This is a genomic window from Sphingosinicella sp. BN140058 (assembly GCF_004135585.1).
In the GTDB taxonomy this organism is placed as follows: domain Bacteria; phylum Pseudomonadota; class Alphaproteobacteria; order Sphingomonadales; family Sphingomonadaceae; genus Allosphingosinicella.
In genome coordinates this window covers 5,130,520-5,155,409 of record NZ_CP035501.1, presented here as the reverse complement: position 1 = coordinate 5,155,409, position 24,890 = coordinate 5,130,520, and the positions used below count along the sequence as shown (strand labels likewise).

The following is a 24,890-nucleotide window of genomic DNA, read 5'->3' as shown; positions in this document are numbered from 1 at the left end:
GAGATGAATGCATTGACCGGAAACAAGACGCTCGTCGACACGTCGGCCATCAACGGCTGGGCCGTCGATGCCGATCCCCGCAACGATCCCACCTACCCTTACCGCAACCGCGACCAGGATCCCGGCCTCACCGCCGATTGGGTCCGCCCCCGTGTCCAGCAGTCGAATGTCGAGGTGCTCCAATCGATCGAGCACATCCGGCGGCCGGCGGTGTTCGGCACGTCGACACCGCCGTCGGCGGTCAGCGGCATGATCCGCCGGGTCGCCTTTCGATACAGCGAGAGCAACTGGATGCATTGGCTGCTGCTGATGGGCGCCGACCGAATCAACGTCGTCGAGGGCGTGGTCGAGGATCTGGGCCACGGCAAGGTGCCGAACATCCCCGGCGAGATGGGGGTGCGCGCCGAGTGGAAGCACAACAAGAAAGGCCTGGCGACCAAGGTCGCGGTGATGGCCGCGATCGGCGTCGGCGCCTATGCGCTGTTCAGCCGCGGCAAGGCCCGCCGGCCGGCCCGGGCGAGCGAGGTCGCGCGCCTCGAACTCTGATCAACGAAAAAGCGGACACGATCGCGTGATCGGCCCGCTTCTTCAAGATTTCGCGGCCCGCCCCTTAGGAGGCGGGCCGTTTCGCTTTCGTCAGAAATTGAGCGTTGCGCCAACCGCCAGGATGCGGCCGAGCGAATCGTAGCGTGCCGACAGAGTGTTGCTGCGCGACAGACCATAATTGTACGAGTTCGGCAGGATCGGCGGGGTCTTGTCGAGGATGTTGTTCGCGGAGACCCGGAACGAGAACGCCTCGTTCACCCGGAAGCTTAGCGCCAGATCGAAATAGTCGTAGGCGCCGATGCGATAGAAGGTCTCACGCTCACCAGCCGGCGTGTAGCCGAGCGCCGGATCGCCGGAGTTGCTGACATTGGTCAGCGGGCCCAGGTGCCGCCAATTGACCGAGGCGCTGAAGAAGCGGTCGGCGGTGGTGTAGGTACCGCGAAGGCTGTGGGTCCACTTCGGGATCAGCTGGCTGCAGCCGCCACCATAATAGCCGGTGCAATTATACTTGGCGAGGATCGGCGAATCCTGGCCACCGGCATAGGTGGTCAACGATCCGGCGAAATCGAAGTCCAGGCGACCTGCGCTGCCGAGCGCCAGAGCATATTGGCCCTGGAAATCCCAGCCGTGCGACTTGCTCTTGTAGTAATTGGTGGTGCCCCCGCGGATGAAGCCCGTCGACGGATTGCCGCCGGGCGCGCTGTACAGCGTTCCGTCGGCATTGCGAACGAACATTCGGCAGAAGAACTCGTCGCCGGTGGCAAGGCAGCCGTTCGAGAAATAATCGTAATCGTTGTAGCCGATCGAGTCGTTGAGATCGATCAGGAAGCGGTCGACCGAGAAGGTCAGGCCGGGAACGAAGCGCGGCCGCAACACGACACCGAACGTCTTGGTGTAGGCGGTCTCCGGGTCGACGGCGAAGCCGCCGCGGCGGACGGTGCAGCCGACCTCATCCGGGCAGACAAGGCTGGTGCTGCCGTAGAGATTGTCGGCAAGACCCGTGGCCGCGCAGACTTCGCGCGACGCCGTCGGCGAACCGTAGACAGCGGTGCGGACACCCGTCTTGGGATCGGTGACGTAGGTCACCGTCGGTGCGCAGATATCGTTATAGGCCGTGGTGATCCGATCGTAGCTGATGTTCGAACCCTGGAACGCTTCGACCACGGTCGGAGCGCGCTGGGCCCGGTTGATCGAGCCGCGGAAGGTGATGTCCGCCACCGGTGCCCACAAGGCTTCCGCCTTCCAGGTGGAGAAGGTGTCGGGGTTGCTGCTGTACTTGGACAGGCGATAAGCACCGTTGAACTGCAGCAGATGGGCGAACTTCTTGCGCTCGACGATCGGCACCTGAAGCTCGACATTGCCTTCCCAGACATGCTGCGAAAGCGCGGCGTCGCTGCCGCCATTCTGCTCGCGCCAGATTTCGTCTGCGAAACTCTTCAGCCGGTCTTCGCGATACTCGGCGCCGAACGCGATCGCCACGCCCTGCTCGGCCCAGGGGCTCTTAATGCCGTAGGTGCCGAGATCACCCTGCACGGTGGCGATGCCGTTGTAGAGCGTGTTGATCGTCGTCGACGTGCCGAAATTGCCGTCGACGAAGTATTCGTAAAGGGCAGCATCGTTGCGCGTGGAACGCGGGCTGAAGGCGTCGAAAGGCCGGCAATTCGGATCGGTGCCGTTGACTACGGACGCGCAGGTCAGCGTGCCGTTGACGTTGACGACGTTCAGCGAATTGTTCACCCGGTCGAAATCCGGGAGACCCCAGGTGGTCTCCTGCCGATTACGGGCATAGACGCCACCAACGTCGTAGCTCCAACCCTCGGCGAAGCTGCCGCGCAGGCCGCCGGTGATGCGGAGACCCTTGTTGAGGTAGACGTCTTCGATGTCGGGCACGTTGGCGAAGCGGTAGCGCACGTCGAGCGGCGCCGTAGCGGCGGTTCCGGCGAGATTGCCGCAGATCGTCTGGGCCTGGGCCGGGGACATCAGCGGATTGTTGCAATTCACCTGATACGGGCTGTCGCCATAGGCCGTGTAGCTGAGGGCTCGGGCGGGATATGGGTTGCTCGAACGATCGCGGAACCACATGGCGTTGGCATAGACTTCCGCCGCATCCGAAATCTTGAACGAGGTGAAGCCGCCGGCATTCCAGCGCTCGGCTTCGCGCTGGAAGGAATAGCCGTCATAAGGATTGGCTGCGAGTGCGTCCGTGAAGGGAACGAAGGTGCCGTTGCCGTTCGGATTGTTGACGTAGGCGTTACCGTTATTGGCGCCCGAACGCGGCGAAAGGTAGCCGTAGGGCGTGTAGGTCGAGGTGGAGCAGGTCAGCGGACCATCCTTGACCGTCTCGACCAGCTGGCATCCCGACGTCTCGCGCGCCGAATACGGGACCAGCGCCGCCTTGCGGTAGTTGACGTAGCCCGAGATGTGAAAGCGATCGTCGAACAGCTTGGTGCCGGCGGTCAGCGAGAGGTCGACGCGGCCGCCGTCGGTCGCGAAATTCCGCGCCGGGCTGTCGAAGCCATATTGGCTGGCAACATCCGAGATCAGGCCGGCTTTGTTGTTGTGGGCGTAGAGGTTGTAGTTGCCGTTGATCTGAATGCCTTCGAAATCGTCATTCATGATGAAGTTGACGACGCCGGCGACCGCGTCCGAGCCATAGACGGCCGATGCACCGCCCGTGAGCACGTCGACGCGCTGGATGAGCGCGGTCGGGATCATGTTCGCGTCGATGCCGTTCATCGTGCCGAGGCGCTTGCCGTCCACCAGAGTCAGCGTCCGCTCGAAGCCGAGATTGCGTAGCTTGATGCGCTGGCGACCGTCGGAATCCTGGTAGTTCTGCTGGCTGTCGGGCGCGATCTGCGGGATGCGGTTGAGCACTTCCTCGATGTTGACCGCCGCCTGCGCGCGGATCGACTCCGAGGTGACAGAGGTGATCGGCGCCGCGGCCGTGACGTTGGGACGGTTAATGCGCGAACCGGTCACGACGATGCCGGTGTCGGCGGTTGCGTCCGCGACGGCCTCGCCGGCATCCGCATAGGCAGTGGTTTCCGGAACCGGGCCGCCGGTGTCGTTCAATTCCTGCGCCAATGCGGGGGTTGCAAACGCCGTGGCCAGACAGGTGGAGGCCAACAGCAACCCGTTCACGTGCTTCATTCTGTTTGATTTCCCTTTGGAGAGACAGGTCTGCGATATTCAGCGCGCGCGCGGAGCGCCCTTCAGACTTTCCGCGGCGGACACTCGGGTGTGGCCGTCCGTGTCGGTGACGGCATAGGTAAAGCCGGGCTGGAGCGCGTAGGCGCCCACCTCGCCGCGACGGTCGATCGCCAGGAAGGCGACCTGGGCGTCCTTCACTGCATCGCCGCGGAGCCTGGCGATATGAGTAACGGCCTCCCGGCACGCGGCCATCGGCGACATGCCGGCCCGCATGGAGGAGACAACCCGGGCGGACCCGGCAATTCGCGTCACCTCCTCGCCGACGCCCGTGGCTGTAGCACCGCCGACCCCGGCTTCGACGAGGAGGCCGCAACCCGATTGCGGCGAGTCCCCGATCCGGCCACGCAGCTTGAAGGCCATGCCTGAGGTGGTGCAGGCGCCGGCGAGACGCCCGTCCGTTCCGCAGGCGAGGATACCGATGGTGTCGTGGTCCAGCGCGGAACCGCGCTGATTTTCGCTGTTCGCGACGGGCTTGTACTGAGAAGTCCTGAGCCATTCGCGCCAGGCTGCCTCGGCCTCCGGCGTCAGCAATTTGGTACGGCTGAACCCCTGCTCGAGCGCAAACTGGTGCGCTCCCGCGCCGACCAGCATGGTATGGGGAGTCTTCTCCATGACACGGCGCGCGACCGAGATCGGATGCGCGAAGTCTTCGAGCGCTGCAACCGCGCCGACATTGCCCCGATCGTCCATGATGATCGCATCGAGGGTGACGTATCCTTCGCGGTCAGGGTAGCCGCCGAAGCCGACCGAATGGTTGGTCGGGTCCGCCTCCGGAACCATGGCGCCCGCTTCGACGGCGTCGAGCAGCGAACCGCCCGCCTTGATGCGCGCGAACGCCGCCGCATTGGCGGCGGCGCCGAAATCCCAGGTGGAAACGATCATGGCCCGCTTTTGCTTCAGTGGCGCGGCATGCGCAGCCGCAGCGGCGAACGCGCCACCCATCCCCATTGCCATGGCTCCACGACGCGATGCTTTCATCGAATGTCCCCAATCGCAGCAGCTTTATAACCGGCATGGCACGCTGACGTGACGTCATATCGTTGCCACGGACCAGCGGTGTCATAGCGATGGGATCCATTCAATACCAAATTGCTTTATTGGTGTCATTTTACCGAAATGTGGTGAACGTACCACAATGTGCGAGGGTGCGTGGCAGCGCGCCGCGCCGCCTACCCTTCAGCGCTTGGCGGTGAAGCCGCCGATGCCGGCGATCGCGAGACGGGGTGCCGGGACCGACAGCTCGGCAAAGCGAAGGCGCAGGAAGCGCGCTGCGCGCGGCGCCTCGAACGCAATACGCTGCGTCGACAAGGCGTATGCGATGTTCGAGAATTCGCCGCTTCCGCTTGGTACCCAATTGGTGCCATCGATGCTGAGCGCGGCCTCATAGCCTTTGGGGGGACGGGCATCGCTCATCACGTGCCGGGATGGAGTCAGGCTGAAGCCGGCCAGAGCAACCGTTCCGCCCATGTCGGCGATCACTTCGGCCGGGCTTCCTATGCCGGGCGCCGGAAGGGCCCAGATCGTACCCGCATCGTTGTCGAGCAGCTTCTCGGCGCCCGGCGCGCTAGCGGAGATGATCTTCCAGGCCCTCGTGTCGAGAATGGTCGGATCGGACGAGACGATCGCCGGTACCGGCACTGGGGTCGCCGACCTGAACAAAGAGACTTCGCTGATCGCCGGGCAAACCGGTGCCTCCAATATGCGCAACCGGAGGCGACGCGGCGCGATCGGCTTCGGCAAACGAAGGATGCGCTGAGCGGAGATGCACTCTTGCTCGGCGAGGGTCTGCCACCGGCCGGCCAGTTCCGCGTCGACCGCGAAGCGCGTGACCCGGACGCCGAGCGGCAGATATTCGCGGAGGCGGACGACGTCGAAGCTGGTGCCGGGCTTCAGATCGAGCGTGAGCACCGGATCGGTGACGCCGTCGGGTGACGACCAATAGGTATCGCGATCCCCGTCGAGCACCCGCGCAGGCTCGAAGCCCCTGCCCCGGCTATGGCTTGCATGCGCCACCGCGCTTCTCGCAAGATCCCGTGCAAAGGTGGCGCGGATCGCGTCGCCATAGGATTTGAGGATCTTCACATCCTGATCGGGGATGCGGCCGCGCCGATCCGGTGGGATGTTGAGGTTGAGGTTGGTGCCGCGGCCGACCGACTCGTCGTAGAGCCGGATCAGCCGCTCCGGGCTCTTGACCTTGGAATCCTCATCCGCGTGGAAGAACCAGCCGGGCCGGATCGAGACATCGGTTTCGGCCGGCCACCACAATTCGCCGCCGCGAACGCCGCTATTGCCCTCTTTCTGATCATAGGGCTTGTTCGGCATGGTCGGCCAGCAGGGATCGCCCGCCACCCCGTCCTCGTTGCCGACCCAGCGTATGTCGGCACCGAGCGGATCGAAGGTGCAGGCGTTAGGCTGAAGCCTGTGCACCAAGGCAACGATCGAAGGCCAGTTGTAATAATGTGGCGCATCGATCTTTCGTGCTTCGCACGCGCCGCCATAATAGCCGTCGCCGCCATTGGCGCCGTCGAACCAGAGCTCGAACAGCTCACCGTAGCGGGTGCAGAGCTCAGTCAGTTGCGCCCGATAATAATCGACATAGGCGGGGCGGCCGTATTCGGCGTGGTTTCGGTCCCACGGCGAGAGATAGAGGCCGAACGGAAGCTTCGCGCGCCGGCACGCCGCCGCCATCTCGCCGACGATGTCGCCCTGGCCGCCCTTGTACGGGCTGTTGCGGATGCAATGCTCGGTCAGCTTCGTTGGCCACAGACAAAAGCCGTCATGGTGCTTGGCGGTGAGGATCAGCCCCTCGAGTCCGCCGGCCTTGGCCGCCGCGACGATCTGGTCGGCATCGAAATCGCTGGGGTTGAAGAGCCCCGGATCCTCGTCGCCATAGCCCCATTCCTTGTCGGTGTAGGTGTTGATCGAAAAATGGACGAAGGCATATTGCTCTCGCCCATGCCAGCGCCATTGGCGGGACGTCGGGACGGCGCCGAACGGCTTAGGCGCTGCGGGCGCGGGTGCGGCAAGCGCAGTGCCGGACAACGCGCCTGCGGTGAGTCCGGTGGCGATCAGGGTGCGCCGGGTAAGATCGGTCATTGGCTTCCTCTCAGGCCGGCGCACGGCCGAACGATGGCGGGCGATCGGCCTGGCTGCGGCCGAAGGCGCGGTTGGGCGTGCGCGCCATGGTGAAGCGCAGAGTGCCGCCGGCGGCGAGATCGCGATGGGCGATCCAGCTCCGCGTCCAGGGACGGCCGTTGAACTCCACCGCGGCGACATAAGGCGTGTCGGGTCCATTGCCGGGCGCCTCGACGACCAGCTTGCGCCCCCTGCCCAGCGCCAGCTCGGCGCGCTCGAACAAGGGCGAGCCGAACACGTAGACCGCCTCCACCGGGTCGACCGGATAGAAGCCGAGCGCCGAGAAGACGAACCAGGCGCTCATCTGCCCGCAATCGTCATTGCCGATGATGCCATCGGGATCGTTGCGGTACATTTCCGTGCAGAGGCGGCGCACCATCGCCTGTGTCTTCCAGGCCGCGCCGACATAGGAATAGAGGTAGGGCGCATGCTGATCCGGCTCGTTGCCATGCGCATATTGGCCGACCAGCCCGGCAATATCGGGCGGCGCATTCTCGGGAAGCTCCGACGGCGCGGTGAACAGGGCGTCCAGCTTCGCTTCGAACTTCGCATCTCCGCCGAGATGCGCGATCAGACCGTATATGTCGTGCTGATTGAGGAAGGTCGCCTGCCAGCCATTGGCTTCGGTATAATCGCGCCAATCCGGCGTGGGCATGTGGCCGAGCTGGATCGGATCATAAGGCGCCCACCATTTCCCATCGGCAAATTTCGGACGGGCGAAACCAACGGCGGGATCGATCACGTTGCGCCAGTTGGCGGAGCGGCGCAGCAGCCGTGCGGCATCGTCGGGTACGCCGGATGCCAATGCCAGTTTCGACGAGGCCCAATCGTCATAGGCATATTCCTGGGTGCGGCTCACGCTCTCGTTGACCTTGTCGGCCGGAACGTAGCCGAGCCGGTCATAGAGGTCGCGTCCGTGGCTGCTGTCCTTGTCCGGCGCCGTGAAATCGAAGCTTCGGCGGCGGATGGCCGGCCAGGCGGCTGCATAATCCGCCTCGATGCCTTTGGCCTGGGCTTCGGCGAGCGGCACCACGCCGTGCCAGCCGATCATGGTGCCGGTCTCCTTGCCCTGCAGCGGCCAAACCAAAGGGCCGTACGGCGATTGCGTCGTCTGGCGGATGAGATCGTCGACCAGGATTTTGGCGCGTTCCGGGGCGACCAGGGTCAGCAAAGGATGGACGGCGCGATAGGTGTCCCAGAGCGAATAGCTGCTGAATGCGGCCTGGCCTTGCGGAGCCCGCTGAACCTTCCCATCCAGGCCCGGATAGCGTCCGTCGACATCCGACAGCAAGGTCGGCGCCACCTGGGCGTGGTAGAGCGCCGACGAGAAGATCGTGCGCTGGTCGGCAGTGCCACCTTCCACCCGCACCCGTGCCAAGGCATCGTCCCATGCACGGATCGCCCGACGCCGCACGGCATCGAAATCCCAGCTCGTCGCTTCGGCGGCGAGGTTGGCACGCGCACCCTCCAAATCGACAGCAGAGATCGCGCAGCGCACCAGGATCGGCGCCGCTCCGGCATCGTCATAATGCAGCACCGCCTTGAGCCGCCGCCCCGCCACCCGGGTCGCGCCCGCCGGCTGCTCGGCATCGCCGTCGCCATAGAAGCTGATCCGGTCGGGCCGGCGCGAGAGCTGCATCGCGAAGAAGATTCGCCGTCCCTTGGCCCAGCGGAACACGCGGCGCGTGCCCGTCAAGGTTCCGGCGGAATCCACTTCCAGCAACGCCTCGTCGATCAGCGGCGAGGTCGGGCGCGAATCGAGGACGAGATGGGAAAGGTCGATCAACAGATGCCCTTGTCCCTTGGGAAAACGATAGCGGTGCCAGCCGATCCGATCGGTGACGGTCAGCTCCGCCTCGACGCCGCTCTCCAGCGCCACCCGATAATAGCCCGGCTCGGCATGCTCGCCCGAGAAACGCTGGCGGTAGCCGCTGTCGGGATCTTCGAGCGTTCCCCGCTGAAGCTGCACCGGACCGCGGCCGGGCGCGACCAGAACGTCGAGCATGTCGCCGATGCCGGTGCCGGAAAGATGGGTGTGCGAGAAGCCGATGATCGAGGTGTCGGTGCGATGATAGCCCGAACAGGCATCCCAGCGCTCGACATCGGTGTCGGGCCCCAACTGAACCATGCCGAACGGCATGGTCGGTCCAGGATAGGTATGGCCGTGTCCGCCCGTGCCGATGAACAGATTGGGGGCCGCACGGCGCGGCCCCGCTGCGGCCGCAGGAGCGGCGGCAGCCGCGAGGCCTACGGCCGTGCTGGCGAGAAGTTGACGGCGGGTAAGGTTCACAAGGGCTCCTGGAGAAGGCGCGGCCGGGTGTCGGCAAAGGTACGTCGATCGATCATTTCGGCAGCGCCTGCGCTTCGCCGCCCAGGGCGAATTCGGTCCAGACACCGGCGCCGTCACCGGGCTGGCCACCGCCGAGCCACAGGCGGTAGGTGCCGGGCAGGACCCGGCGGGTACCGTCGCGGGAGACGGTGCTGATGCTTCGCGCATCGAGGGTGAAGCGCACGGTCGCGCTCTTCCCCGGCTTGAGGCTCACCCGGCGGAACCCCGCCAGTTGGCGCTGAAGGACGGGTGTGGTCAGGCCACCCCGCTCGCCGCCGGGTGGCACGACATAGGCCTGGACGACCTCGTCCCCTGCCCTGCCGCCGCTGTTGCGCACCGGCACACTGATCTCGACCGGAGCGTTGGTGCCGGCCGCCTTGGCCTGCGCCTCGCCATATTCGAAGCTCGTGTAGCTGAGACCATGGCCGAAGCCCCACAAGGGCGATCCGGTGAAGAAGCGGTAGGTCCGCTCCTTCATCCCGTAATCGACGAAGGCGGGCAGGTCGGACGCGCTCTTGTAGAAGGTGACGGGCAGACGGCCGGACGGATTGTTGAGGCCTGCCAGGGTCTCGGCGATGGCGGTGCCGCCCGCCTCGCCCGGATACCAGGCGGCGAGGATCGCGTCGGCCATCGCCGGATCGACGGCGACGGCACTGCCGCTGGTCAGGACGAGGACGACCGGCTTGCCGGTGTCGCGCAGGCTCTGGAGCAGGCGCTGCTGCGCCGGCGGCAGCGATATGTCGGTACGATCGCCGCCGACGAAGCCCGGAACGATCACCTGCAAGGCCTCGCCCTCCAGATCGGGCGAGAGCCCCAGCACCGCGACGATCACGTCCGACTCCTCGGCCGCGCGGACCGCCTGCGCGAGCATCGGCTCGGCCGGAGGCAGCCACATCAGGCGCAGCCCCTCATCCTCGCCCTGATGATCGAGCTCAAGGCGAAAATCGTGACGACGGCCGTCGCTTTCGAACGGGATCTCGACGCGACCCTTGCCGAGCGCCCCCTGATGCAGGGGCTTGCCGTCGATCCACAGGCGCACCGCGTCGTGGGCGGTGCAATCCTTCCAGCAGGCCGGGATGTCGATCGCGAGGGTGTAGCGGCCCGCACCGGGCGGCACGAGCGCGCCAGACCAGCGGACGGCAAAGCCCTTGGCGTCGAGCTGCGGCAGCGGCGCGACCCGCGTGTAGTTGAAGTCGATCCGGCGATCTTGCCGAACCGCGACCGGCGTGCCGGCGATTGCGGAACCGGCAAAATATTCGGCACGCAGGCCCGGCTTGCCGTGCGCCTCGAACGCCGTTTCAGGGATCACCACCGGAGCGCCGTCGGCCATGACCGATCCCTGCGCGTAGCGGACGCTCGCAGCACCGAACTGGCGTCGGATACCCTCCAGCGGAGTTACAGGCGCCTTGGCCGTGCCGTGATAATTGGCTTCGAGCACGGCAAGATCGTCGGCACCGGCGCCGATCACCGCAATCCGGCTTTCCGGCTTCAGCGGCAACCGGCCGGGATCGTTCTTGAGCAGCACGATGCCCTTGCGCGCGGCCTCAAGCGCAAGCGCCTGATGGGCAGGCGTTCCGACCGTATCCGGTTTGATCGCGTTCCACGGACTGTCGCCGCCAAGGATGGTACCGAGCGCCTGTCGCGCGGCGAGCGCGCGGGTCAGCGCGGTATCGAGCTCCGCCTCGGTGACGAGCCCGCGCTTCACCGCCTGCGGCAGCGCGGCGTAAGCCGAGCCGCAGTTGAGATCGGTGCCGCCCCGCAGCGCGGCCGCAGCCGCGGCGGCGCCGTCCAGGCGATAATGGTGGAACAGGTGGATGTTGGCGACGGCGTCGCAGTCGGAGACCGTGAAGCCGGTGAACCCCCAATCCTTGCGCAGCCTGGTGATCATCATGTCGGGCAGTGCGCAGGCCGGAACGCCGTGCAGCGAATTGTAGGCGCACATCAGCGAGCGCGCGTTGCCCTCGGTGACCGCCATTCGAAAGGCCGGCAAATAGGTGGATTCGAGATCCTGCGGGCTAGGGTCCACGTCGAAGCCGTCGCGCCCGGCTTCGGGGCCGCTGTGGACGAGGAAGTGCTTGGGAGTCGCGATCACCTTCGGGTGGGCCGGATCGGGGCCCTGCAAACCGCGGATGAAGGCGGTTCCGAGCTGCCCCGTCAGATACGGATCCTCGCCGTAGGTCTCCTGTCCGCGTCCCCAACGCGGATCGCGAAAGATGTTGATGTTGGGCGACCAGATCGTCAGCCCCTCATAGATGCGGCGATCGGCATCGCGCGGGGCCGCATTGAACTTGGCGCGCGCCTCCGTTGCGACGACATCGCCGACCTTGCCGAGCAGTTCGACGTCCCAGGTTGCGGCGAGCCCGATCGCCTGCGGGAACACGGTCGCGTAACCGTTGCGGGCGAGACCGTGCAGGCCTTCATTCCACCAATCGAAGGCAGGCAGCCCCGCCTCTGCATCGGCGGGCGCCGTGCTTTGGAGCTGGGCGGCCTTCTCCTCGATCGTCATCGTCGCCAGGGCAGCGGAGATCGCCTGCGGATCGGGCTCTGCCGCAGCGGCGAGCAGCAGCAACGGGATCATGCCTGCGGCCCCAAGCTGCGGAGCGTAAGCGCGCGGCGGAGGGCCGCGGCGGAGGCGTCGGAGCGCACCTCGATGGTCACGCTCTCGCCCGGCAACAGATCGAAACCATCATCGCTCGGCTGCGCCGCGACGGCGCCGAAATCGAGCATCACGGCGCGGGCGAGCGCCTTTGCGGTGATCGTCACTGTCTTGCCGTCCCAACGGGCGGAGAGGCCCGGCGGCGCATAATCCATGTCCTTGGGCGCGACCCGCTCTATGATCGTGCGCGATACGCTGCGCCCATCCACCAGCAGCTCGGCAACGCCGTAGCTTGCCTTGGGATCGGCGTCCGCGAACAGCTCTGCATCCGGGATGGCGGCGACGTCACGCGCGCTCAGCGGCGCGAGCACGATCGCTTCGCGACGGTCGGCAAGCGGCTTCCCCGCCATGTCGAATGCACGGATGCGCCATTCGGCTTGCACGGGCGTGGTCGCGTCGGAGACGAGCGCGACCCGAGTGCTGCCGTTGCGATGCTCGGTGACGATCGCCTGAGGCGCGAAGAAGCGGCGGGTGGCATGATGAAGCAATTTCCATTGCCCCTCATAGTCGATGCTCGCCCAGGAGATTGCAGGCCAGGTGTCGTTGAGCTGCCAGAACAGCGATCCCATCGTCACGGGGCGGCAGGCGCGATGGTGCCGCGCCGCCATGTCGATCGCCTGGGCCTGGTTGACCTGGGTCAGGTAGACGAGGTCGGCAAAGTCGCGCGCCGGCCGCAACCGCTGATCGAGATACATTTGCAGGCGGGCATTGCCCTCGCCTGCGAGGAACTTCTGGTGGGCCTTCAGCACCGGGCTGTCGATTGCGAGCGCCCCCTTCCCGGCGAAGTTCCGGATCGTCGAGAGATCGGGCATGGCCTGGAACCCATATTCGGACATGAAGCGGGGACAGCTGTCGAGGTAACGCTCGACCGGCTTCGATCCCGACCACACATCCCAGAAGTGACGATCGCCATCCTTGTCGGTGTCGGTGGGCCCCTCGTAATCGGTCGATGGCGATCCCGGCCAATAGGGTATGCCCGGCGACCGGGTCAGCACCGCATCGCGGAGCACGCGATCGAACAGCACTGCCATGCCGACCCCGATCCGCTCCTGCTCGTCCGCGCCGACCTTCTTCTTGTACGCCTTGCGATCGGACCAATTCTCCCAGCCTGAAAGGACTTCGTTGTTGCCGGCCCACACGACCACCGACGGATGCGGCTGCAGCCGCTCGACCTGCTCTTCGGCCTCGATCTGAACGTCGTGCCGGAAGGCCGCCTCCGGCGGGGTAACCGAGCCGCCGAACATAAAATCCTGCCAGATCATCATGCCGAGTTCGTCCGCAATCTCGTAGAAGGTGTCGTCGAGATAATAGCCGCCGCCCCAGATCCGGATCATGTTCATGTTCGCGTCGCGCGCGCTCTCGACCAGATGGCGCATCTGCGCAGTCGGAACGCGGGCCGGGAACATGTCGAACGGGATCAGATTGGCGCCCTTGGCGAAGATCGGCACGTCGTTGACCTTGAAACCGAAGCTGCCATCCTTGCGGATCAGCTCGACCGTGCGAAGGCCGATCTTGCGCTCGACCCGGTCGATCTCGCCTTCGGCATCGGCGACGCTACCTTCGACACGGTAGAGCGGCTGATCGCCATAGCCGACCGGCCACCACCGCCTTGGCGCTGCGACGGCGAGCGGGACGCTGACCTCGTTGGCGCCGGCAGCAACATGTGCGGTTCGCTCGACCGTCTGTTCGGTGCCGTCGGGTGCCGTCAGCGTGGTGCGCAGCCGGACGTCACCATCCTCGTCCGCGACGATGCGGTAACGCGCGACCAGTCTCGCCTCGGCCTGGTTGAGCGCTTCCTGGTCGATCCGGAAGCCGTCCACCCGAGCATCGTCCCACCCCTCCAGCCGCACGGCACGCCAGATCCCGATCGAAACGATCCGGGGACCCCAGTCCCAGCCATAATGGTATTTCGGCTTGCGGATGTACGGGGATGTCTGCTTGCCCTTGGGTTCGTCCCCGAACGCCGATTCATACTCGCCGGGCAGCGGGTTGGCATCGGCTAGCACTTGCGGCTGCAAGGTGCGGATCGGCGACGCGATCTCGATCAGCAGCTCGTTTCGTCCGGCCCTGAGCGCCGGCTTGGCATCCACCCGCCAGCGGCGGTGCGCGTTGCCCGTGCTGAGCAATCTGGTGCCGTTCACCGATATGGTGGCGAAGGTGTCGAGCCCCTCGAAAACGAGATCGAGATGGTCTCGTGCCAGCATCGCCGGTGTCACGTCGATCACCCGTCGGAACTGCCAACTGGTGAGACCGGCCCACTGGATCGCGGCTTCGTTGGTGCCCTTGAACGGATCGGGCACGCGCTTGGCGGCGATCAGATCCTGCTGGACGCTGCCGGGAACATGCGCCGCAAACCAGTCGGCTTCCTGCGGATGCGCCTTCGCGGCCGCGCTGTCGCGTGGGTCGATACGCGCCTGCCATGGCCCGTCGAGCGCAATCGTGTCGCGTCCAGCCGATAATGCGGGTGCCGATGCGAACAGCAGTGCCGCGCCGCTCAGGGCCGCGATCCTGCGCGCCCGAAAAGATACCATGATCAGCCTCCGCCATGCGCCGCTCGGATGCGGCGCTCGGCGGGCGTGTAACCAATCTATGTCATTGCTCACAATAGGTCCGGTGGATCTTTCGCCGCATTTCCGCCCGTTCGCGACAATTTTTCACCCGCTATTTGTCAAAAGGATAAGACCAATATAGGCCGGGGTCGCGAGTTGCCGAACGGTCCCGCTTGCGGTAGCGACGCTTAACAAGAAGAAGCGCGAGGGCGGAGCCGGGGGGAGGAACGATGACCTTTTCGGAACAGGTGGGTCGATTCCGAACCAACAATCCGTCTCCACTCTATCTTCAGCTGCAGCAGCTGATCCGCGACGCAATCGACGGCCATGTGTTGGCGCAGGGCGATGCGATCCCGCCGGAGCGCGAGCTTGCCGCGGAATATGACGTCTCCCGCATCACCGTTCGCAAGGCGATCGGCGGCTTGGTCGAGGAGGGCCTGCTCACCCGGCGTCGGGGTGCCGGGACCTTCGTTGCCGGGCGGGTCGAAAAGAGCTTTTCCAAATTGACGTCGTTCACCGAGGACATGGCGGCACGCGGTCGCAGGGCGAGCAGCAGCTGGATCTCGCGCGGTGCCGGTCAGGTAAATCCCGAAGAGGCACTGATGCTCGGCCTGTCGCCGGCGGCGCCGGTGCTGCGCTTCGCGCGCATCCGCTTTGCCGACGAAGAGCCGATGGCACTCGAATTCTCCACCGTCGCCGGTTACTGCCTGCCGTCCGTCGGTGCCGTGAAGGACTCCCTTTATATCGCACTGGAAGAAGCGGGCACGCGCCCGGTCCGCGCGATCCAGCGACTTCGCGCCGTACCCTTCGGCGGCGAACACGCGCGGATGCTGGGAGTGGATCCGGGGCATGCCGGCCTTCTTATCGAACGCCGCGCCTTCTTGCGCGACGGCCGTCCCGCCGAAGTCACCCGCTCTTATTATCGTGGCGACGCCTACGATTTCGTCGCGGAACTGAGCGACGTCTGACCCTCAGGGCCCGCAGCGGCCGTCCAGGAGCTTGAACTGTGAACCGACGCGAACTTCTTCTCGGCAGCGCCAGCGCCGGCGCCCTGCTCGGCATCGCACCCGTAAGCGCGGCGCCTGTCGGCCGGGATGTCGCCGACGGTTTCCCGATGCCGGCGCCGCAACGGCGCCTGCTGCAGCGCCTTCCCGAGACCGATCCGTCGCGCACGCTTCTCGAACTCGGCTGGCGATTCCATGAAGGCGACATCCCGACACCCGAGCCGCAGGGACACAACGACACCTATCTCAGCGTCAAGGCCGGCAATGCCCGCGGCGCCGCCGCGATGCTCTACGACGACAGCGATTGGGCGGAGGTGCGGCTGCCGCATGACTGGGCCGCCGCGCAGCCCTTCGAGCAGAACGCCAACGTCTCCCAGGGCTTCCGCCGGCGAGGTATCGGTTGGTATCGCCGCATGTTGCGGCTCGATCCCGCCGATCGCGGCAAGACGATCGAACTGCACTTCGACGGCATCGCGACCAACGCCACGCTGTGGGTGAACGGCAGCCTCGTCGCCCACAATTGGTCCGGGTATAACAGCGTCCATGTCGATCTGACGCCGTTCGCGCGATTCGGCGACGAGGAGAATATCATCGCCATTCGGGTCGACGCCGACGCCAAGGAAGGCTGGTGGTACGAAGGCGCCGGCCTCTACCGCCATGTCTGGCTGGTGCGGCGCGCGCCGGTCGCGATCGTCACCGACGGCGTCCATTGCAATCCGGTGCGAAGCGCCGACGCGCACTGGCAGGTGCCGGTTACCGCCACCCTCGCCAACATCGAACGCGAAGCGGCACCCGTGACGGTCGAGGCGATCCTCCTCGATCCCGAAGGTCGCCAGATATCCACTGCGCGTGCCGAGGTGACAATTCCAGTTCTCGATCGGGCCGAGGCGCGGCTCATGCTCGATCCGGGAGCGCCGAGCCTCTGGTCCGTCGAGACCCCCATCCTCTATACCGTTCAGACCCGCGTCATCCGCGCTGGGGCCGCCGTCGACGAGCGCCGTATCGCGATCGGCTTTCGCACGATCCGCTTCGATGCCGACCGGGGGCTGTTCGTCAACGATCGGCCGGTCAAGCTCAAGGGCGTGTGCCTTCACCAGGACCATGCCGGAGTCGGCGTGGCCGTGCCGGACTCGCTGATGGCGTGGCGGCTCGAGCGGCTGAAGGCGATGGGCTGCAATGCAATTCGAATGTCCCATAATGCGCCGGCCGCCGAGTTGCTCGACTGGTGCGACCGGATGGGCTTCCTCGTCATGGACGAGAACCGGATCTTCAACCCAGCTCCCGATTACCTCGCTCAGCTGGAATGGCTGGTTCGCCGCGACCGCAATCATCCGAGCGTGATCCTGTGGTCGGTGTTCAACGAGGAGCCCATGCAGGGCACCGAAGCCGGTGTCGAAATGGTCCGGCGAATGTCGGCAGCGGTCCACCGGCTCGACCGCGCCCGCCCGATCACTGCGGCGATGAACGGCGCTTTCTACAATCCCGCCAACGTCTCGACCGTCGTCGACGTCATGGGGTTCAATTATTATCAGGCCGATTACGACAAGTTCCACCGCCTCAACCCGGCCAAGCCGATGACCAGCTCGGAAGACACCAGCGCATTCGAAACGCGCGGCGCCTTCGCGACCGACAAGGCCGGTCATGTCATCACGTCCTATGACGAGGAAGCGGCGAGCTGGGGCGGCACCCACCGCGACAGCTGGAAAGCGATCGCCGAGCGCCCTTTCGTCGCCGGCGGCTTCGTCTGGACCGGCTTCGACTATCATGGCGAGCCGACCCCGCATGAGTGGCCGACCATCTCGAGCTTCTTCGGCATCCTCGACCTGTGCGGCTTCCCGAAGACCGCCTTCGACATCCATCGCGCCCACTGGATCGACGACGAAGCCGTGGTGGCGATCGCGCCCCACTGGACGTGGCCGGGCCGTGAGGGCGAAAAAATCAAGGTCTTCGTCAGCAGCAATGCCGACACGGTGTCCCTGCGCCTGAACGGCCGACAGCTTGGAACGCAGCCCGTCGACCGGATCATGGGCAACAGCTGGACGGTCCCCTATGCACCGGGAAGGATCGAGGCGATTGCGATGCGGAGCGGCAAGGTTGTCGCACGGGCGGTGCACGAGACCGCCGGCCGACCCGTCGCACTGCGTCTCACCCCGACTCGGACCGCGATGGCCGGAGACGACGAAGATGCCCAGCCCGTCACCATCGACGCTGTCGATGCCAAGGGGCGTCATGTTCCCACCGCCAACCTGCTGACGCGCTTCACGGTCGATGGGGCGACCATAATCGGGATCGGGAATGGCGATCCCAACAGCCATGAGCCCGAACAGACGGCGCCCGGCAGCGGCACGCGGTCCCTGTTCAACGGCCTCGCCCAGATTATCGTCCGCGCCGCCAGTGGCCGAGGTCGCATCACCATCAAGGCGTCGGCAGACGGGCTCAGGCCGGCGACGCTGAGTATCGACCGGGCCGATGTGCCGCCGCGGGCGCAGGTGGCGGCCACGGCGGCCACGTTCGCAATCCGCGAGTGGCGCCGCTCGCCTCGACTTGCCGAACGTCCGTTGCCCAGCCTGGCGCCGCCCGACGGCGACAACAACAGCTGGGATTTCGTGCGCAGCGGTATCGCAACCCCGGCGACACCCGGGGCCGGCTGGCGCGTGTATCGGACTCAGATAATGCCCTGGAAGAAAGTGGCGGCGCAGGGCGGACGAATCGATTTCATGGATGTGGGCGGATCTGCCGAGCTCTGGGTCGACGGCGTCAAGCTCGCCTCGAAGAGCGGCGCGGCGCCTGGCCCGCTCACCGCCCGGCTGCCGTCCGGCGCGGGGCCGCGCAACATCGTGCTGATCGTCGAGGAGCCGGCCGATGCCCCGTCCGGATTGCTGGGCGCGGTTTCGATCAGCACGCGCCGACGGTGGACGAGTCACTCCACGCCCGGGATGGCCGCGTCTCTGGCCAAAGGCATGTTGCCCTAGCTCCGACCGGCCAAGGAGCGGCGGAAACGCTGCGATGCGAGACCCGCTCGCACACAAATGCACGACACCTTTCTTTTATTGGATTCTCTCTGCTACCACCCCCTATGAGCAATATTCGTAGACTAGCCCGCCAAGCGTTGCGGGCCGCTGGGCTCGAAAGAATCCATCACCCGACCTTTGTACCCTCGAATTAGAACAGCTTAGTCGGTCTAGAACAGCGGAATTTTCGTCAGGAAAATCCGCGTGTTCAAAAACGCACAAAATATCGGTTCGCAATCAAGAGGGTAACACATCGACACGCGGAATCTACGGTATTTTGATGGGCGGCTCACTAACCCCCAGTGTCCCCTCTCCAAGCCCTTTTTGGGCCTTCTGAGGCCTTCCTGCGGGTCCGTTCAGGGCATAAAAAAGCCTGCCAACCCTTTTAGAGAGCAAGCTTTTTCGTGGTAGCGGAGGAGGGACTTGAACCCCCGACACGCGGATTATGATTCCGCTGCTCTAACCAGCTGAGCTACTCCGCCCCAAGGCGCCGCACCGCTGCTCGGCAGCGGGCGTGGCGGGGCTATAGGCACGGCCTCGCGCAGCGTCAACTAGGCTCTCGCGGGTCATGATCCAGCAGGCACGAAGGCCAAAGGCGCCCGATCCGTCACGCCGAAGACACAATTTCGGACGCTATATCCTTTCCGTCCCGGAACGTTCGGGAACTCCGCCGCGCCCTTTGTCGTTAGCCGGGCGAAAATGGAGACGTGGCGATGGAATTGTTAACCCCTCTCGAGACGCTTTGCCGGATCATCATCCGGGCGCGCGAGAACGAAGCGCAGGTGCCGGCACAGGATCCGGATGAAGACGCCGACAACGTCGACGATTTCGACGACGACAGCGGCGCCGGCGCGCTATCGACGCTCGAAGACGAACTGAACGACGTCGAGGAGGAACTCCGCGCGACGCTGGACGATCTCGCCGACGATCAGCTGTCGGAGACGCTCGCCCTGGCCTGGGTGGGTCGCGGCACGTTCGACGTCAGCGAATGGGACGACGCTTTCGCCGAAGCCGGCGAGAACGATCCCGAAAGCGCGATCGACGAGCTGCTCGACATGCCCCTGCTCGCATCGCATCTCGAAGCCGGCCTCGCCGCATTCGATTATAGCTGCGACGGCGTCGGCCAGCTGGACTGACGGAGGCCGGAGGGGCGCCTCTCAGCCGCGAAAGACGTAGGTCTTGAGCGGCGCCCAGGGCCCGCCGAGATAGTGCCAGGTGGCCAATCCCCGGATGGCCAGCGGGCGCGGCGTGAAGGTGGCGCGCAGCTGCTGCTGAAGGCGCTTCGCCTCACGCGGCTCCACCTTGTTCTGAATGGTGACGTGCGGACGCCACGGCGCCTGATCCTGCGGGGTCAGCAAGCCGCGCAGCGCCTCCGCGAGATCGTGGCGTATGTCCTCCAGTTCCGCGCTGTCGACGCGCAGCGCCGTGCCCCCACCCAGATCGATGATCCCGCCGACAGCGGCGCGCGGCGCGGCCATCGCCGCGTGACGGGCAAGCCGCTGATCGAGCTCGCGGATCACGCTCGGCGGCAGATGGTGGAACAAGGTGAGATGCGCCGGGACCTGGTTGCGCTCCGGCGGGAAGTGCGCGCGGCGAAGCTCCTGCAGCCAGCCATTGTCGCCGTCTCCGAACGTCGCCGTGACGATCACCGGCGCCGTCGCTGCACCGTCCTCGGACCTCAAATTTCCACCTGGCTGCCGAGCTCGACGACCCGGTTCGGCGGCAGCTTGAAGAATTCCATCGCGCTTTCGGCGTTTCGCAGCATCCAGGCGAACAGGCGTTCGCGCCAGATCCACATTCCCGGGCGAGCCGAGGCGAGCAGCGTCTGCCGGGCCAGGAAGAAGCTGGTGTCCATCATCTTGAAGGCCGGCCCGCAGGTCTCGACACGGGCAAGCGCCGCAGGCACATCCGATTCCTGCATGAAACCGAACCGAAGCACGAGACGGTAGAAGCCGCTGCCGAGATCGGTGAGATCGAAGCGGCGATCCTCCTCGACGAACGGCACATCCTCGATCTTCACGGTCAGCAGCATGACCCGGTCGTGCAGCACCTTGTTGTGCTTGAGATTGTGCAGCAGCGCATGGGGAACGCCGTCCGGCGTCGTGGTCATGAACACGGCGGTGCCCGGTACCCGGGTGGCGCTGCTTGCCGCCGATCTGACGAAGATCTCCACCGGCATCGAGGCCTCCCGCATCCGCGCCAGCATCAGCTGGCGTCCGCGTGCCCAGGTCGTGAGCAGGGTGAAGGCGATCAGGCCGATCAGCAGCGGGAACCAGCCGCCGTCGGGCACCTTGGTCAGATTGGCGGCAAAATAGGCGATGTCGACCAGGAAAAAGAGCGCGAGCAGCGGCACCGCGAAGATCGGGCGCCAGTTCCAGAGCGAGAACAGCACCACGGCGAGCAGACAGGAGTCGATGAACATCGCCCCCGTCACCGCAATGCCATAGGCCGCGGCGAGGTTGCTCGAATTCTGGAAGAACAGGACGAGCAGGGTCACCATGACCAGCAGCGCCCAGTTAATCACCGGAATATAGATCTGACCCGCCGCCGACGCGCTGGTGTGGAGGATGCGCAGACGCGGGATGAAGCCGAGCTGCATCGCCTGCTGGGTGACGGAGAAGGCGCCGGAAATCACCGCCTGGCTGGCGATGATCGTGGCGAGCGTCGCGAGAATCACCAGCGGCAGCCGCAGCATCTCGGGCGCGAGCAGGAAGAACGGGTTCTTGATCGTCTCGTCGGCCGCGGCCGGATCGAGCGTCAGGATCATCGCACCCTGCCCCATATAGTTCAGCATCAGGCTCGGCAGCACGAACCACAGCCAGGACAAGCCGATCGGCTTGCGGCCGAAATGGCCCATGTCGGCATAGAGAGCCTCGGCACCGGTCACGGCGAGAACCACCGATCCGAGCGCGAGAAAGGCTGCCCAACCGTCGACGATGAAGAAGTTGATCGCGTTGAGCGGGTTGATCGTCTCGAGGATGATCGCCGGCCGGTCGACGATGTGGATGATGCCGAGCACCGACAGGGTCAGGAAATAGACCAGCATGATCGGGCCGAAAAAGGCGCCGACTCGCGCGGTGCCGACCGACTGTATCGTGAACAGGCCGACCAATATCCCGACCGCAACCGGCAGCACGAACGGCTCGAAGCTTGACTGGACGGTCGTGAGACCCTCGACCGCCGACAGCACGGAAATCGCGGGGGTGATCATGCTGTCGCCGTAGAAGAGCGCGCAGGCGAACACCCCGAGCAGGATGATTCCGGCCGTCCACTTGCGCGGCCCGCTACGCTCGCTCTTGCGGTTGATGAGCGCGAGCAGCGCCAGACTGCCGCCCTCCCCCTTGTTATCGGCTCGCATGATCACGGCGACGTACTTCAACGTCACCACGATCATCATCGACCAGAAGATCAGGCTGAGTACGCCGACAATCTCCTGCGGCCCGTGCGCGAGCTTGTGGTGACCGGAGAAGGTCTCCCGGAAGGCGTAGAGCGGCGACGTTCCGATATCGCCGAAGACGATACCGATCGCAGACACGGCGAGCGCGACGATGCTGCCGTGCTGAGCATGGGACTCCGAACGCATGTCGGGAGCTGGCGATTGGGCGGCGGCAGTGTCGTTCATGGGTGTTGAAGGCGGTTAAGCCCTCGATATCCTTCACGTCTCGCGCACTGGCCCCGCCAGGCGCGCCGCGCTTAGCACGCTGCGCCTCCCCTTCGCAACGGCGACAAAATCACCGAGCCGGTCTATAGCCGCGCCATCATAAAATAGATGGAGAGCCTCCGATGCGCGTCGGCGTGCCGAAAGAGATCAAGAACAACGAGTTCCGAGTCGGGCTGACCCCGGCATCCGTTGCCGAGCTGGCCAGTGCCGGCCACCAAGTGATCGTCGAAACCCGTGCCGGGCTCGGCATCGACTTCGACGATCAGGAATATGTGAAGGCCGGAGCAAGCATCGTCGCGACGGCGGCAGAGGTGTTTGCCGGTGCCGACATGATCGTCAAGGTCAAGGAGCCGCAGGCACAGGAGATCGCTCTCCTCGAATCCCGGCATCTCTTGTTCACCTATCTCCATCTCGCCGCGGACAAGCCGCAGGCCGAGGGTTTGATGGCGTCCGGGGCCACCTGCATCGCCTATGAGACGGTGACGTCGCACGACCGCTCGCTGCCGCTGCTCAAGCCGATGTCCGAGGTTGCCGGGCGTATGTCGATCCAGGTCGGCGCGCACTATCTCGAAAAGGAGCAGGGCGGCCGCGGCGTCCTGCTCGGCGGCGTTCCGGGAGTCGCGCCGGCGCGAGTCGCGATCCTCGGCGGCGGCGTCTCCGGCGTGAATGCGGCGCAAATGGCGGTCGGCATGCGCGCCGACGTCACCATCTACGACATCTCGAATGCCCGTCTCGCCGAACTCGACATGTTCTTCGGCAGTCAGATCAAGACGGCCTACGCCTCGAAGGCGGCGATTGCCAAAGCCGTGAGCGAGGCGGAACTGGTGATCGGCGCGGTGCTCGTCCCCGGGGCGGCCGCGCCGAAGCTCGTCACGCGCGACATGCTGAAGACGATGAAGCGCGGGTCGGTGCTGGTCGACATTGCGATCGATCAAGGGGGCTGTTTCGAAACGTCGCGCGCCACCACCCATGAGGATCCGGTTTTCGAGGTCGACGGCGTCATCCACTACTGCGTCGCGAACATGCCGGGCGCGGTCGCCCGCACCTCCGCCTTTGCGCTCAACAACGCGACGCTGCCGTTCGTGCTGCGCCTCGCCAATCTGGGCGCGGAGGCTGCCATGGCGGAGGATTCGCACCTCGCCAACGGACTCAACGTCTCCGGCGGCAAGATACGTCACCAGGCGGTGGCAGAGGCGCTCGACCTCGACTTCGTACCGGCCTGAGCGCCGGAACAAATCTGGAACATTTCCGTTGATGGAGAAAGGCCGAGGCGGTGCTTCGGCCATGTCTCCCTCAACGGAAAGTTCAGCCATGTCCGATCGCAACGACACCAATCAGGCCGCTGCCAAGGATCCCGACGACTGGGTTACCGGCGACGAGAGCATGACGGCGCCGCAGGCCTCCTACCTGAAGACCCTGGCACAAGAGGCCGGCGAGGAGTTCGATCCGGAGCTCAGCAAGGCCGAAGCTTCGAAGAAGATCGACGAACTTCAGCAGGAAACCGGACGCGGCGTCGACCACTGACCGGATCCGGCGGCATAGGGGCTTTCGTCTCCTGCGGCGAGAGCCCCGCCTTGGCGCTAAGGCGCGCCGAGCAGCGTCATTCCGCCATACTCCCATCGCCATGGCGCACCCGTCGGACCGATCAGCGTCTCGACGATGCGACCAAAGGCCGGCTCCGCGCGGACGTCGTTGGCGAGCAGGATGACGCAGCGACGGCCTTTCTCCACGCACACCCAGCTGTTGCCGGTGGTGTCGTTATGGCCGCCCTTCATGAAGCCGCGGCCTTGCGGCCCGTCGAACACGATCACGCCAAGCCCGGCGGCGAGATCGGCGCGACGCTGCGCCGGCGGAGCCTCTGGCTGGAGCGAGGGAAACTGGCTTGCGGTGGTGATCGGCAGCTGTGCCTTGACCAACTCGGCGCGGGCGGAAGCCGAAAGGCCCCACCCGCGCACATAGGCAGCTGCGAACTTGGCGAAGTCGGCGATGGTCGTGTCCATCGATCCCGCGGCGCGCACTTTGCTTCGCTCGTCATGCGGCTCGACCTTGCCGGCCACATCGAACCCGTCGGCGAGGTTTGCGGCGAAAGTCGGGCGCCAGATCAGGCTGGTGTCGGCCATGCCGAGCGGATCGAAGATCCGGCGCTGGATGTCCTTGCCGACATCGAGGCCGAGGCCCTGCTCCAGCACGAACTGCAGCAAGATGATGCCGGTCCCGGAATAGGCATAGCGGCTGCCCGGATCGAAGTGGATGCGCAGCTTGCCGTCGGGTTCGTCCCATTCGAAATTCGGGAAGCCGCCGCCATGGGAAAGCAGGACGCGTGGCGTCAGCGTTCGCCAGCGCTCGTCACCGGCGAGATCGGGCCAGGGCCCGTAGCGCGGATCGGCGGGATAGTCGGGCAGCGGCTTGGCAAGGTAACGATCGATCGGTGTGTCGAGCGCGATCCGCTTGTCGTCGACCAGCTGCATGACGTAATAGGCGAACACCGCCTTCGTCAGCGAGGCGCCGTACATGATCGTGTCTGTCTCGAGCGGCGCGCCCGCCGCATTGCGCACGCCGAAGCTGCCGGCATGCACCACCTTGCCGTCTTCGATCAGCGCGATCGCCAGCCCGCGCGCACCGGTGTCGCGCAGTGCCTGTTCCGCCTCCCGCTCGACATCGGCACGGGTCACGCCGGCATCCGCGCCCTGGGCGAGCAAAACACTCGACGACAGCAGCAATCGCAGCAATCCATTGCGCACGAGATCCCCCCGGCCACGCTCATGCTACAAACGTAGCATCAGGTCCGC

15 protein-coding genes and 1 tRNA gene are annotated in these 24,890 nt (G+C 65.5%); 6 read left to right on the top strand and 10 right to left on the bottom strand.

All coding sequences use genetic code 11. The features are described 5' to 3' along the window. Positions 1-3: 3 nt before the first annotated feature. Positions 4-546, top strand: coding sequence for a hypothetical protein (locus ETR14_RS23380; protein WP_129389680.1), 543 nt, complete (start codon positions 4-6; stop codon positions 544-546). 90 nt (positions 547-636) lie between these two features. Here ETR14_RS23380 and ETR14_RS23375 read toward each other — a convergent pair whose 3' ends face one another. The 6 genes from ETR14_RS23375 to ETR14_RS23350 form a co-directional block, all read right to left on the bottom strand. Beyond that, a complete protein-coding gene (locus ETR14_RS23375) occupies positions 637-3,696 on the bottom strand; it encodes a TonB-dependent receptor domain-containing protein (RefSeq protein ID WP_129389677.1) in 3,060 nt (1,019 codons plus the stop codon). A 39-nt stretch (positions 3,697-3,735) separates the two neighbouring features. Continuing rightward, positions 3,736-4,638, bottom strand: a complete 903-nt coding sequence (locus ETR14_RS23370; protein ID WP_243455655.1) for a N(4)-(beta-N-acetylglucosaminyl)-L-asparaginase — start codon at positions 4,636-4,638, stop codon at positions 3,736-3,738. Between the two features lie 294 nt (positions 4,639-4,932). Next, positions 4,933-6,852, bottom strand: a complete 1,920-nt coding sequence (locus tag ETR14_RS23365; RefSeq protein WP_129389671.1) for an alpha-L-fucosidase — start codon at positions 6,850-6,852, stop codon at positions 4,933-4,935. A 10-nt stretch (positions 6,853-6,862) separates the two neighbouring features. Next, positions 6,863-9,181, bottom strand: a complete 2,319-nt coding sequence (locus tag ETR14_RS23360) for a GH92 family glycosyl hydrolase (protein ID WP_129389668.1) — start codon at positions 9,179-9,181, stop codon at positions 6,863-6,865. A 52-nt stretch (positions 9,182-9,233) separates the two neighbouring features. Beyond that, entirely contained in the window at positions 9,234-11,798 is a 2,565-nt protein-coding gene (locus tag ETR14_RS23355) for a glycoside hydrolase family 3 C-terminal domain-containing protein (protein WP_129389665.1), read from the bottom strand. Continuing rightward, positions 11,795-14,407, bottom strand: a complete 2,613-nt coding sequence (locus ETR14_RS23350; RefSeq protein WP_129389663.1) for a glycoside hydrolase family 2 protein — start codon at positions 14,405-14,407, stop codon at positions 11,795-11,797. The genes ETR14_RS23355 and ETR14_RS23350 overlap by 4 nt, the downstream gene beginning before the upstream one ends. 248 nt (positions 14,408-14,655) lie before the next feature. Between ETR14_RS23350 and ETR14_RS23345 the strand changes: the two genes are divergently transcribed. Together ETR14_RS23345 and galA are read left to right on the top strand one after the other, a co-directional pair. Beyond that, positions 14,656-15,393, top strand: a complete 738-nt coding sequence (locus ETR14_RS23345; RefSeq protein WP_129389660.1) for a GntR family transcriptional regulator — start codon at positions 14,656-14,658, stop codon at positions 15,391-15,393. A 38-nt stretch (positions 15,394-15,431) separates the two neighbouring features. Further along, positions 15,432-18,401 carry a beta-galactosidase GalA gene (galA, locus tag ETR14_RS23340; protein WP_129389657.1) on the top strand — a complete coding sequence of 990 codons (2,970 nt, stop codon included), beginning with the start codon at positions 15,432-15,434 and terminating at the stop codon, positions 18,399-18,401. Positions 18,402-18,845: 444 nt separating this feature from the next. On the opposite strand, the gene ETR14_RS23335 is transcribed toward galA, so the two are convergent. Then, positions 18,846-18,922: transfer RNA gene (locus ETR14_RS23335), tRNA-Met, on the bottom strand. A 231-nt stretch (positions 18,923-19,153) separates the two neighbouring features. On the opposite strand from ETR14_RS23335, the gene ETR14_RS23330 reads away from it, so the two are divergent. Further along, entirely contained in the window at positions 19,154-19,576 is a 423-nt protein-coding gene (locus ETR14_RS23330) for a DUF3775 domain-containing protein (RefSeq protein WP_129389654.1), read from the top strand. Between the two features lie 21 nt (positions 19,577-19,597). On the opposite strand, the gene ETR14_RS23325 is transcribed toward ETR14_RS23330, so the two are convergent. Together ETR14_RS23325 and ETR14_RS23320 are read right to left on the bottom strand one after the other, a co-directional pair. Then, the gene (locus ETR14_RS23325) at positions 19,598-20,122 is read right to left on the bottom strand and encodes a 2'-5' RNA ligase family protein (RefSeq protein WP_129389651.1); all 525 of its coding nucleotides are present in this window, start codon (positions 20,120-20,122) and stop codon (positions 19,598-19,600) included. Beyond that, positions 20,119-22,062, bottom strand: coding sequence for a potassium transporter Kup (locus ETR14_RS23320; protein ID WP_371416726.1), 1,944 nt, complete (start codon positions 22,060-22,062; stop codon positions 20,119-20,121). Before ETR14_RS23320 ends, ETR14_RS23325 begins: the two co-directional genes overlap by 4 nt. Positions 22,063-22,223: 161 nt before the next feature. On the opposite strand from ETR14_RS23320, the gene ald reads away from it, so the two are divergent. After that, a complete protein-coding gene (gene ald, locus ETR14_RS23315) occupies positions 22,224-23,324 on the top strand; it encodes an alanine dehydrogenase (RefSeq protein ID WP_129389645.1) in 1,101 nt (366 codons plus the stop codon). A gap of 88 nt (positions 23,325-23,412) precedes the next feature. Next, positions 23,413-23,625, top strand: coding sequence for a DUF3072 domain-containing protein (locus ETR14_RS23310; RefSeq protein ID WP_129389642.1), 213 nt, complete (start codon positions 23,413-23,415; stop codon positions 23,623-23,625). A gap of 56 nt (positions 23,626-23,681) precedes the next feature. Here ETR14_RS23310 and ETR14_RS23305 read toward each other — a convergent pair whose 3' ends face one another. Beyond that, positions 23,682-24,830, bottom strand: coding sequence for a serine hydrolase (locus ETR14_RS23305; protein ID WP_206185905.1), 1,149 nt, complete (start codon positions 24,828-24,830; stop codon positions 23,682-23,684). Positions 24,831-24,890: the final 60 nt, after the last annotated feature.